Origin of the sequence: Aldersonia kunmingensis (assembly GCF_001646865.1) — a bacterium.
Lineage (GTDB): Bacteria > Actinomycetota > Actinomycetes > Mycobacteriales > Mycobacteriaceae > Aldersonia > Aldersonia kunmingensis.
Map to the genome: position 1 here is coordinate 1 of NZ_LRRB01000174.1, position 11,244 is coordinate 11,244.

The 11,244-nt window shown below is 65.5% G+C and carries 14 protein-coding genes; 6 read left to right on the forward strand and 8 right to left on the reverse strand.

Features of this window, described 5'->3' with window-relative positions; genetic code table 11:
* The 3 genes from A8G08_RS12885 to A8G08_RS12895 all read right to left on the reverse strand — a co-directional run.
* Positions 1 to 417 (reverse strand): aldehyde dehydrogenase family protein (locus A8G08_RS12885; protein ID WP_157108549.1); only part of this gene is annotated, 417 nt, incomplete at its 3' end.
* A 123-nt stretch (positions 418 to 540) separates the two neighbouring features.
* Positions 541 to 972, reverse strand: a complete 432-nt coding sequence (locus tag A8G08_RS12890; protein WP_068274365.1) for an Imm63 family immunity protein — start codon at positions 970 to 972, stop codon at positions 541 to 543.
* Between the two features lie 12 nt (positions 973 to 984).
* Entirely contained in the window at positions 985 to 1,686 is a 702-nt protein-coding gene (locus tag A8G08_RS12895) for a TNT domain-containing protein (RefSeq protein ID WP_068274366.1), read from the reverse strand.
* 118 nt (positions 1,687 to 1,804) lie between these two features.
* On the opposite strand from A8G08_RS12895, the gene A8G08_RS12900 reads away from it, so the two are divergent.
* Entirely contained in the window at positions 1,805 to 2,254 is a 450-nt protein-coding gene (locus A8G08_RS12900; protein WP_068274367.1) for a YdeI/OmpD-associated family protein, read from the forward strand.
* Between the two features lie 96 nt (positions 2,255 to 2,350).
* Here the strand turns inward: A8G08_RS12900 and A8G08_RS12905 are convergent, their stop codons facing one another.
* Positions 2,351 to 2,920 carry a TIGR03086 family metal-binding protein gene (locus A8G08_RS12905; RefSeq protein ID WP_068274369.1) on the reverse strand — a complete coding sequence of 190 codons (570 nt, stop codon included), beginning with the start codon at positions 2,918 to 2,920 and terminating at the stop codon, positions 2,351 to 2,353.
* 2 nt (positions 2,921 to 2,922) lie between these two features.
* Positions 2,923 to 3,744, reverse strand: a complete 822-nt coding sequence (locus A8G08_RS12910; RefSeq protein ID WP_068274384.1) for a helix-turn-helix domain-containing protein — start codon at positions 3,742 to 3,744, stop codon at positions 2,923 to 2,925.
* Positions 3,745 to 3,899: 155 nt separating this feature from the next.
* Between A8G08_RS12910 and A8G08_RS12915 the strand changes: the two genes are divergently transcribed.
* A complete protein-coding gene (locus A8G08_RS12915) occupies positions 3,900 to 4,541 on the forward strand; it encodes a LysM peptidoglycan-binding domain-containing protein (RefSeq protein ID WP_068274391.1) in 642 nt (213 codons plus the stop codon).
* Positions 4,542 to 4,545: 4 nt separating this feature from the next.
* On the opposite strand, the gene A8G08_RS12920 is transcribed toward A8G08_RS12915, so the two are convergent.
* The gene (locus tag A8G08_RS12920) at positions 4,546 to 5,451 is read right to left on the reverse strand and encodes an IclR family transcriptional regulator (RefSeq protein ID WP_068274376.1); all 906 of its coding nucleotides are present in this window, start codon (positions 5,449 to 5,451) and stop codon (positions 4,546 to 4,548) included.
* An 88-nt stretch (positions 5,452 to 5,539) separates the two neighbouring features.
* On the opposite strand from A8G08_RS12920, the gene A8G08_RS12925 reads away from it, so the two are divergent.
* A complete protein-coding gene (locus A8G08_RS12925; protein WP_068274392.1) occupies positions 5,540 to 6,706 on the forward strand; it encodes a DUF1214 domain-containing protein in 1,167 nt (388 codons plus the stop codon).
* A 24-nt stretch (positions 6,707 to 6,730) separates the two neighbouring features.
* Complete coding sequence (locus A8G08_RS12930; protein ID WP_068274378.1) at positions 6,731 to 7,879, forward strand: sulfotransferase family protein; 1,149 nt, start codon at positions 6,731 to 6,733, stop codon at positions 7,877 to 7,879.
* Between the two features lie 18 nt (positions 7,880 to 7,897).
* Here A8G08_RS12930 and A8G08_RS12935 read toward each other — a convergent pair whose 3' ends face one another.
* Positions 7,898 to 8,236, reverse strand: a complete 339-nt coding sequence (locus A8G08_RS12935) for a hypothetical protein (RefSeq protein ID WP_068274393.1) — start codon at positions 8,234 to 8,236, stop codon at positions 7,898 to 7,900.
* A 64-nt stretch (positions 8,237 to 8,300) separates the two neighbouring features.
* Here A8G08_RS12935 and A8G08_RS12940 point away from each other — a divergent pair, with 64 nt between their 5' ends.
* A complete protein-coding gene (locus A8G08_RS12940; RefSeq protein WP_245672805.1) occupies positions 8,301 to 9,506 on the forward strand; it encodes an MFS transporter in 1,206 nt (401 codons plus the stop codon).
* A gap of 11 nt (positions 9,507 to 9,517) precedes the next feature.
* Here A8G08_RS12940 and A8G08_RS12945 read toward each other — a convergent pair whose 3' ends face one another.
* Positions 9,518 to 10,036 (reverse strand): hypothetical protein, encoded by a 519-nt coding sequence (locus A8G08_RS12945; RefSeq protein ID WP_084436153.1) that lies wholly within the window; start codon positions 10,034 to 10,036, stop codon positions 9,518 to 9,520.
* 144 nt (positions 10,037 to 10,180) lie between these two features.
* Here A8G08_RS12945 and A8G08_RS12950 point away from each other — a divergent pair.
* On the forward strand, positions 10,181 to 11,244 hold a 1,064-nt coding region (locus A8G08_RS12950; protein WP_068274382.1), incomplete at its 3' end, for an FAD-binding oxidoreductase.

The following is an 11,244-nucleotide window of genomic DNA, read 5'->3' on the forward strand; positions in this document are numbered from 1 at the left end:
TTCCTTGACGATCTTCGAATTGCCGATCTCGTGACTATCGAAGTCGTAGTTTTCCGCGAGGTCGGCGAAGGCGAACAGGTTGGCCATCGGCATACCGACCTGAATCGGTCCGGCGAAGGCCACGGGCATGCCCATGTCCTGCGAAACCAGGGCCGCGAGGTCACCGATCCGCTCCTGCACGAGCCCGGCGGCCTTGCGCAGGTACTCGCCTCGCTTGGCGCCATCGAGGGCGGACCACGAGTCGAACGCCGCACGAGCGGCCTTCGCTGCCTTGTCCACATCGCCCGCTGTGCCCTCGGCGACGACCGCGATGACCTCCTCGGTCGCCGGGTTGATGACCTCGATTTTCCCGGTCCCCTCGGAATCCGTCCACTTCCCGTCCACGTAAATCTTGGTCCGGTCCAGTACCGCGTTCATTCCCTACGCCTCTCGTCTAAGACCCCGGCAGAACGGTCTGCTCGACAGTACGACCGGAGGACCCCGCCCGGCTAGGCCTCGCCCCGCCGACGTGAAGATTCGTTCACCGCGCGACCGCCTCAGTCAGGACTGGGTCGGGAGCTTGTCGAGGACGGATTGCTCGGCGCCGGCCGCGATGAGCGCCGAGCGTGTTGTGGTGAGCCAGGAGTCCGCCCAGGTCTGGTCGAGTCCGGCCAGCAGGCGGTACTGCTCGTGCCACGATGCGCGACGGGAATCGGGCTCCTCGGGCGGGTGACGGCGCCCGGCCATCTTTTCGGCGACCGACTCCGCCACCCAACCGAGGAATTCGTTCGGATCGGTGGTGTGCCGATCCGACATCACCCGGTCACGTTCGTTCACGCTGAGGTGCCATCCGTCGGTTGCCCGCCAGCACGACGGCGTTCCGTCAGCGCGTGAATACCCCAGCGTCGGAACGTCTCCGGGCCTCGCACCGAGACGACTCGCCACCGCCTCGATCCGGCCGCGCATGTCGTCGTCGAGCAGGTCCTCAGTCATCGCCTCATGCTGCTACGAGAACACCAGCGCCAGGTAGTGGGCACATCGCAGCCACGTCACGTCGATGGTGGACCCACATTCGCGAACTTCTTCCTTCACGGTTTCTCTGGTGACCTCGTATTGGGTGCCACCGCCGGGTTGTTCGAACGCGTCCGCAATCGGGCCGGTGTAGACGGGCAGCGGCTTGATGACCAGATAAACGTGGTAATTGCAATTCTCAGGCTTGTCGTCAGTCGTGAGATTCCCCGGCGGTAGCGCGCGAGCACCGTAACTGGTCCCCGCGGGCGCGAAGTAATTACCGCTCGCACCGCCGTATCGATCGATGAGCGTGCCGATCTCGAGGGTGGTCTCAGCGCGGAGCGGTTTGCCGTCGACGATGACGTAGCCCCCTTGTTCGGGATAACGCCATGTGGGCCTGGGGTCGGCCTTTTCGTCCCACCATCGACCGAGGAAGAACTCGTCATTCAGCCCACCGGTCCGCTCATAGCCTGCCAACTGCGGTCCGACCGGCGGCACATTGGAGAGCTCCTTCGGCCCAAGTCGCCAATCGCCGGGTCGGTGCAGTTCGGCCGAACACCCGTGTACGCGCGGAATGCCAAGGCTGCCGAAGTCGACCGATCCGAATGGCGAACTCGGCGCTGCGGTGGCAGCTGCGCCACTCGAAAACAGCGTGAGGACGAATGCGAATACGAGCAGGGCCGAGCGACGGTTCATACCAGCGCCTTTCGGACGATTTGCCCCCGAACCATCTACCCGAACCGTATCAAGTGTTGCCATTTCACATTCGCAGAATTCAACAACACTCTCCAGCGAATTCGGCGATTATGTCCACATGAAATTCCGAAGCGTCGTGGAACTCGGCGGCAAGACCGCTACCGGCTTCGAGGTGCCCGCTGAGGTCGTGGAAACGCTGGGCAGCACCAAACGACCACCGGTCCGGGTCACGATCAACGGTTACACCTACCGCAGCACCGTCGCACCGATGGGCGGGCGTTACCTGCTGCCGCTCAACGCGGATAACCGCACCGCAGCGGGCGTGGCAGCGGGCGACGAGATCGACGTCGAAATCGAGTTCGACGATGCACCGCGCGAGATCACTGTGCCCGACGATCTCGCCGCAGCTCTCAATGCAGAACCCGCCGCTCGCACATTCTTCGACTCGATGTCCTACAGCAACAAGCGCTTTCACGTGGAGCAGATCACCGGCGCGAAGACCGAAGCCACCCGTACCCGCCGGATCGAAAAGACCGTCGGCATGATGCTCGAGGGCAAAGCGCGCTAACTCCGCGCGCCCTCCCGAGTGCAAAACTTCCTCGCGGGTGCGAAATTTCGGCCCCTTAAGGAAGATTTGCACCCGTTTGGGCCCGCTGGAACTCCGTCAGCGCCAGGCGGCGCGACCCAGGTAGGCGAGCAACTTTGTCTGCTCGTCCGCACCCTCGGGTGCCTCGACCTCGGGTCCGCACACGCCGGGCCTGCGCAGGTTGTCCCCCATCCCGTCGGCGAAGCCCTGGATCAGTGCGAGGTCTTCGGGCGGTATCTGCTCGTCGGTGTCGGTGGCATGCGCGATGTCCCAGCCATGGATCACGAGGTCGAACGAATAGAAGGTTGCGAGGCTCTTGCCGAGCGTGGTCCGGCCGAACATGCCCTCGTATTCCTTTTCGCCCTTTGCCGGATCGTCGAGCACGGCCTGAATCGACTCGCTGTTGTGCCGCCATGCCCCGACGGGGTCGCTCGCCACGTCCGGGCCGTCGGGCAGCGACAGCTCACCCTGCTTGGTGACGAAGTCGCGCTCGGTCTCGATGATGTGCGCCAACACTTCCCGCGCGCTCCAGCCCTCGCACGGCGACGGGCTATCCCAGCGGTCCGCCGGCACCGCGTTCACCCGTCGCTCGAGCGTCGCAGCGAGGCGGCGGTACCGGTCGGCGTTGGTCTCGGTCTGCGGTGTCATGGTCATGCCGCCGATTCTTCGCTGGAGTCACTGCTTGTGGCTTGAATATTTCGGACATCAGATCTCGTCGCGAACAGCGGCGCACCGCCATGCCAATCCGGCGCCTCACCGGCGAGCAGCTCGGTGGGCGTCTGGTCCGCGAATCGGCGGCACTCCCGCGAGAGGTGCGACTGGTCCGCGAATCCGCATTCCCAGGCCAGCCCCGCGAGCGGGGTACTCGGGTACTGCCTGGCCCGAGCCATGAATCGCTGCAATCGCAGGATCGAGCGCAGCATCGCGGGCCCGTACCCGAATGCGTCGTTGCAGCGCCGCTGCAACTGACGTTCCGTAAGTGATGCAGCGTCGGCGAGGTCGCCGACACTCCATGAACTGCGCAGCAGCGCCGAACCGATATGTCCGGCCAGCGGGTCTGTATCCGTCCCATCGTCACGCAACTCGCGTGCGAGGTCTTCCAGCACATCGAGCCGGGCACGCTGATCGGTCGTATCGTCGAGCCGCCCGAGCACGACGCGTTCCGACGCCGAACCGAATAGATCCTCGAAAGCCACTCTGCGATTACGCAATTCCGCTAACGAGGTGTGCAGCAGCGCCGCCGCTGAACCCGGCCGGAATCGGATTCCGACTGCCTCGGTGTCCGGCGGGAGGGTGAAAGTCCACGGTGCGGTCTCGGGACCACAAACCCGAATGCCGACCCCGGCGATGTAGAGCACGTCGAGGCAGCCGTCCGGCACGAGGCGCTGAGTTCCGGACACGGCGGCCGTCCAGCCGCAAACCACCTGTTCGGCCAGGTCCGCCGGTGCAGGCGTCGGGGTGTACCACGACATGCTCCCGATGGTAGGAGCGCGCACCGACACCCGCAGGTGGCCGCGCATGCCCGCGCCGAATTCGGGTACCGCACTACTCGTGTTTCACTCCCCACCCCGTCCCACTCTCGAAATCGCGCGCGATCGGCGTGCGCCACACCGGGAAGGACACCGCCATGTCGGAGAAGTACCAGGTAGTCGCGGGTGACAACTTGTGGACGATCGCCCTGCGGTTCTACGGGGACGGACGCCAGTACACGTCGCTGGCGATCATCAACAGCATCCCGAACCCGAACAAACTCGATGTCGGGCAGGAACTGCTGATCCCGTACATCACGTACCGCCACGAGGTGAAGCCCGGCGACTCCAAGGCTGCCATTGCGAAGCGCTACTACGCTGATCCGACCATGCAATGGCCGTTCGAGCTGGCCAGTCACGTCGCCCAGCGCGATATCCATGTGGGTGAGCGCTTGCTGATTCCCGATCTGGGCAACGCCGGACACCACACGATCGTGCCGGGCGAGACACTGCCGGACCTGGCTCAGCGCTGGTACGGCGAGGCTGTGCTGTGGCCGCTGATCTCGCGCGCGAACCTGCTCGACGACGCCGTCGTGTTCCCGGGTCAGGTGCTGAACAAGCCGCGGCTGAACCGTCGATACGTGGTGAAACCCGGCGACACGCTGTCGGCGCTCACGAAGGACAACTACGGCCCGAACCAGCTCAGCATGATGTGGACGTACCTCGCTGCCGCCAACCAAATCCACGATCCGAACAAGATCGACGTCGGCCAGGTGATCTTCTTCCCGGATCTGGCCTGACGGACTAGCGGCGACGCCCGCCGATCGCCGCCGTAATCGCATCCGCTGTGCGCACCAGCGCCGTCCCGCGCTCGGCGATCTCGGCGCGGTCGATGATCGCGCCGACATGCATGGTGATCACCAGCGACTGTCGCGAGTCGGCGTCGTAGGTCGGCGCGGCGAGCAGGCTCACCGGATGCTCGGTCGCGTCCTCCTCATCGAGCAGCACACGCTCGCCCAGATTCGCCACCATCTCACCGAGGAGCTCGCGCAGTTCGCGCGGAAGTTCGTGCGCCGCAACACCTGCCATCGCCGTGTGCAGCCGGTGGCCCATCGGCGTGAGCGTCTCGACGAGGTAGCCGGTGCGGCGACACTGTTCCACCACGCGGTCGAGCCGTTCATGATCGCGGCGGACCGGCAGCGCCGGTTCGCGGTGCAACCACGCGTCCAGACTGCGGTCGCTGTCCCACAGCACGTACATCAGCCCGACCGGCGGCGCGAAGGGATAGACCTCGCCGACCTTGGTCGTGGGGCGGACCCGCGGCGGGCAGGTGAGTTCGAGGATCGTGATGCGGTCACCGATGACGCCCGACGCGGTACACGTCGTGTCGAATTGCGAGCTCAGCTCCTCCAGGTACCGGCGCGCGATCGGGCCGACCGCAAAGCCCTCCTGCGCGGCCCGACCCGCCGCAATCAGCGCCGGCCCGAGGCCGTACGTCTTCGCCTCGTCATTGCGTACGAGGTAGCCCCCATCGACGAGGGCGGACACTATGCCCAGGCATGTCGGCTTGCTGATGTCGAGCCGTCGCGCGAGTTCCGAGAGGCCGAACTGCCGCGTCGGGTGCGCGGTCAGGAAATCGAGCACCGCGACCACTCGTTCGGTGGGCGGCGAGCGGCGCGCGCTCGTCTGTGCTGCTACCGGCTCCGACATTGACCACTTCCTGTAACACGTTCTATTCTCGGTATATCACATTTGGTACCACACCGGTACATATTTGGACCACTTCAAGGAGGCGTCAGTGCTGACCGATCCACTAGCCGAGGCGATGGCCGAAGCCGAGAAGCTCGTGCAGTCCGCCCCGCACATCCGCACCGAGCAAGATCTGGCCGAGGGTTACCGCTACCTCGCCGGTGGCATTCTCGCCTCGGTGCACGCGCAGTGGGCCTGGGACCGCGACCAGCCGTTCTTCGTTACCGGCACCGGCCCGTTCATGAAGATGGGCCTCGACAACCCGGACACGCTGTACTGGGGCACCCGGATCGACGACAGCCACGAGTACGTCGTGCGCGGAACCCGTGGCACCACAGCCGATCTCAGCTTCCAGGTGCTCAGCGGCAATTACACCGCCGACAATGTGCCCGGCAGCGAAAGCGCCTTCGACGACCGCGCTTTCGATATCGCCGAGGACGGCAGCTTCGAGATCACGTTCGGCCCCGAATCGTCGGAGGGCCGGCGCAACTACTTCCAGCTCGCGCCCGGCTCGACGCAGTTGGTAGTTCGCGAGGTATACAGCGACTGGGATCAGCGTCGCGGCACGATCACCATCTCCCGCACCGACACCGCTGGCATCGCCCCGGCGCCGCTGACTCAGGCGGACCTCGAAAAGCGTTACGCCCGTTCGGCAAAGGCGTTGGTCGATCGCGTAAAGACGTGGCTGCAGTTCCCGGAGTGGTTCTACCTGAAGCTGCCTGTGAACACGCTCACCGAGCCGCGCCTCACCCCGGGCGGTCTCGCTACCCAGTACTCGTCGGTTGGCCATTTCGAGCTTTCCGACGATCAGGCACTCGTCATCACCGTGCCGCGAGCCGACGTGCCCTACATGGGATTCCAGCTCGGCAGCCGCTGGTACATCTCGATGGAGTACAGCTACCACCAGACCTCGCTCAATCACAATCAGGCACAGGTGGATCCGGACGGCAACATCCGGATGGTGGTCAGTGCCCGCAACCCCGGCATCACGAACTGGCTCGAAACGAACGGCCACGAGACGGGCATCCTGCAGTTCCGTTGGCAGCGCGTCGATCAGGCGCTCGGCCCTGCTGACGGGCCGACCGCCGAGGTCGTCCCGTTCGACGAGGTGGCCAAGCATCTCCCCTATTTCGAAGACAACCGCATCACCGAAGACGAGTACCGGACCCGAATCGCGCGCCGCCAGCAGCAGGTTGCCGCGCGCATGCTCGGCTGACCCGGCGCACGAGGAGACAAGCGAATGACCGAACGCACGAACGTGGGCACCGTCGAGGACCTGCATGCGTCCGCAACAAAGATCACCGGCATCACCGATTTCGGCGATCCCGGCTACCAGGAGGGCCTGCAGGTCCTGCTCGACTCGTTCGCGAGCGATGCCGACCTGACTCCGTTGGGCAGCAGGGTCTTTCGCGCATTCCTGCGCGGCGCCCTGGTGGCACGCGGGCTCAGCGAGGCGGCCTTCAAGCAGTACCCCCAGCATGCCGAGGTGAAGATCGATCGCCCGATCTTCGTCACCGGACTTCCGCGCACCGGCACGACCGCACTGCACCGCCTGCTCACTGCAGACTCGGGGAACCAGGGACTCGAGCTGTGGCTCACCGAGATGCCGCAGCCGCGCCCGCCGCGCGAAACGTGGGCCGACAACCCGATCTTCGCGCGGATCGACGAGGGGTTCCGGCAGCACCACATCGAGAACCCCGAGTTCATGGGCCTGCACTACATGACTGCCTCGGAGGTCGAAGAGTGCTGGCAGTTGCTGCGCCAGTCGTCGAAGTCGATCTCCTACGAGACGCTGGCCTACGTGCCGACCTACTCGCAGTGGCTCGACAAGCAGGACTGGACCGACGCCTACGCGCGGCACAAGGCCAACCTGCAGCTGATCGGCCTGAACGATCAGGACCGGCGCTGGGTGCTGAAGAACCCGAGCCACCTGTTCGCGCTCGATGAGCTGATGGCCGTCTACCCGGACGCGCTGATCGTGCAGACCCACCGCGAACCGCGCACCTGCATGCCGTCGGCGTGCAGCCTGGCCGAGCAGGCAAGCAAGGGCTGGTCGAACCGGTTCCAGGGCGACGAGATCGGCAGCACGCAGCTCGAGCTGTGGAGCCGCGGCCTGCGGAAGTTCCAGGAATCGCGCACCAAGTACGACCCGGCGCAGTTCATCGACATCGACTACCGCGACTTCGTCAAGGATCCGATCGCCACGTGCGCCGGCATCTACGACAAGTTCGCTATCGAGCTCACCGATGACGCCCGTACCGCGATGGACGAGATGCACACCGAAAGCCGCAGCGGCGACCGCAAACCCGCGCACAAATACACGCTCGAGGAGTACGGCCTCACCGAGGCAGCCGTCGACGAGGCGTTCGCCGACTACAACTACTCCTGACGCCTCGGGCGCACTATTCTACGAGGGCAGCGCATCACCCGGGAAGCTGCGGGCGGGGTGGACCACGAAAGTGAACACTCCCGCCTGCACTCCCGGGTCCTCGGCCATCAACGAGGCGGTCTCATCGAGGTCGGTGTCGAAGATGCCGACGCCGCACACGTCGGTCTCGTCGCGCACCGGGAGCACGATCACGAGTTTCCCGGCACCGCGCATCGCGAAGTTGCGTCGTGCATGCTCCCAGACAATCGTGTCGGATCCCTCGGAGCCGTGCTTCGGGCCCTTCTTCAGGATCACCAGGGAGTAGCCCCGGCTCGTCGTCAGAAGACCTTGCATCTCTTCATCGCTGAACGTCTTCATCTGCGACACCTCCGGACTCGGACCTACCATGAGCCATGCTCACCTACCGCGCACCGGGGCTCGGATGACCAGACCCGCGATGAGCCAGGGAGCCGCGTTCGCCTGCCTGGTCTATGCGTTCACGGTGGTCATGCTCGGCACCACCCTACCCACGCCGATGTACGCGCTATACGCAAAAGAGTTGGACTTCTCGGTCCTCATCACGACGGTCATCTTCGCGACCTACGCGGCGGGTGTTCTTGTCGCGCTGATCGGATTCGGCCGCTGGTCGGATACGTTGGGCCGCAAGCCACTCCTGCTCGCGGGTGCCCTGCTCGCGGTCGTGAGCGCGCTGGTTTTCGTCACGGCAGGTCCGGTGTGGCAGTTGCTGATCGGCCGGTTCATCTCCGGTCTCTCGGCCGGTATCTACGCCGGCACGGCAACGGCGGCGGTCATCGAGGCCGCACCGGAATCCTGGCGTGCACGGGCGCCGGCAATTGCGACCGCGGCCAACATGGGTGGCCTCGGTCTCGGCCCGCTCGTCGCAGGCCTGCTCGTGGAGTACGCAGCGTGGCCGTTGCACCTGTCGTTTCTACTGCACATCGGTCTGCTCGCGGTGGTGCTCGCCGGTGTGACCTTCGTGCCCGAATCGGTGCAGGTCCAGCCGGGCGCGCGGCCGCATGTCCAGCGGCTCGCGGTACCCCCCGAGATCCGGGCGCTGTTCCTGCGGGCGGCGATCGCGGCGTTCGCCGGCTTCGCGGTGTTCGGGCTATTCACCTCGGTCGCACCGAGTTTCCTGGCGGAGATCATCGGCGTCGACAACCACGCGGTCGCGGGCCTGATCGTGTTCTCGGTCTTCGCGGCGTCGGCGGCTGCGCAAATTCTGGGCCGCGGGCTCGGTACGTCCACCGCGCTGGTTGCGGGTTGCACCCTGCTCGTCGTCGGCACGCTGGTGATCGCGGCCGCTCTGCTCGCGGAATCGCTGCCGATCCTGATCGTCGCGGCGCTCCTGGCCGGTGTGGGTCAGGGCATCAGCTTCAGCAAGGGGCTCGGCGGCATTGCGGAGGCCACCCCGATCGCCCGCCGCGCGGAGGTCACCTCCACCTATTTCGTCGTGGCGTATATCGCGATTTCGGTGCCAGTGATCGGAGAAGGCTTCGCCGCCGAGCACTGGGGACTGCGTACCGCGGGGATCGTGTTCACGCTGCTCGTCGCCGCCCTCGCTCTTATTGCCTTGGTCGCCACGGTGATTGCGGCGCGGCGAGACGCACCCGTGCGGGTCGCAGACTAGTTGTCCGACGGCTACCAGCGAAGCATCGGTGTCGGTGCCGTTGGGTGCTTGACGGCGTACCCGGTCAGTCCTTTGGCGAGAAATCGGTGGAAGCCCCGGTAAGGGAACTCGCCGACAATGTGCCGCACGTCGGCGCGGCTGATCCCGGGATGGATCAGCCCACGGCTGACGTCGACGAGGTCCGCGCGCCGGAATGTTTCAGTGGTCCAGTCGGGGTGCGGTCGCAGTTTGTGGTGCTCGAACACCATCGTCTTGGCGGCGGCAGTATCGACGGAGCCGAAGGCGCCGGCCAGGTCGTCGACCAGTCGCGCCGACGGTTCGAGATAGTCGAAGGTCTCGTTCGACCAGATGCCGAGATCATGGGCGATCCACGCCAGGACCGCCTCTGGCGGTGGAACGTCGCCAAGCAGCAGTGCCTGATAGTTCAGTCCCCGCATCACGTGATTGCGGTACACCGGAGCGCTTTCGCCGAGCGCGTCCGAGTAATGAGCAAGCGCGGCGTCAACCGCGTCGGGTTGAATGAGCGTCACCCCAACATCGTGGCGAACGTTTGGGCGACTGCAAGCCGAGCTGAAAAGTGCCTGCGTACGGGCAGTCGCAAGTCGGCGCCAAGTGAGCGACAAGCGACAACAGATTTCCTGATCCCGACACCCACCCGTCCACTAAGGAATCCGATGTCCACGTTCATCGAGGAGTTCTCCCATACCGCCCCCACCCTGATCGGCCGACTGCGCAACGAGGTCACCGGCTCGGTGCACGCGCCGGGCAGCGGTGGCTACGACGTCTCGGTCGCGCCGTTCAACCTCGCGGCAGTGCACCGCCCGGCTGCGGTGGTCGTCGCCGCCAGCGCGGACGATGTCGCTGCGACCGTTGATATCGCCCGCGCGGTCGGCAAGAAGGTCGCAGTCTTCGCCACCGGCCATGGCGCCGCCGCGGCCACCCCGGACGCGATCATGATCAACACCAGTGCGCTCGACTCGGTGGTCATCGATCCCGCCACGAAGACGGCTACCGTCGGTGCCGGGGTGCGCTGGCGCAAGGTGCTCGACGCCGCGTCGCCGTATGGGCTTGCGGCCCTGTGCGGTTCGTCGCCTGATGCCGGTGTGGTCGGCGTGACCCTCGGCGGCGGGATGGGACCAATCGCTCGGACGTTCGGCTTCGCTGCCGACCACGTCGTCGAGATCGAGATCGTCACCGCTGACGGCACCGTGCGCCGGATCGATGCCGAGCGCGAACCCGACCTGTTCTTCGCGGTCCGCGGCGGAGGAGCTGCGTTCGGGATCGTCACCCGAATCACGTTCCAGCTCTTCAATATTCAGACTCTGCACGCCGGTGGCATCTTCTTCGACATCGTCGACGCTGCGCGGGTGGTACACGGCTGGCGCGAATGGGTGCACCGCATTCCGGAGAGCGTCAGCACATCGATCGCGATGCTGAACCTCCCACCCGACCCGGAATTGCCCGAGCCGCTGCGCAGTCGCCGCGTTGTCCATGTCCGCTACGCGCACGTGGGAGATGCCGCCGATGACGATGCCCTCGTCGCCTACCTGCGCTGCCTCGGCACTCCGATTCTCGACAACCTCACCGAGATCATGTACGCCGATATCGCTGCGATCCACAACGATCCGACCGAACCGATGCCAACCCAGGAGCGCTCGGTGCTGCTGCACGAACTGCCCGTCGACGCTATCGATGACTTCCTCGCCGTGACCGGTACCGCAAGCAGGCTCCCACTGAT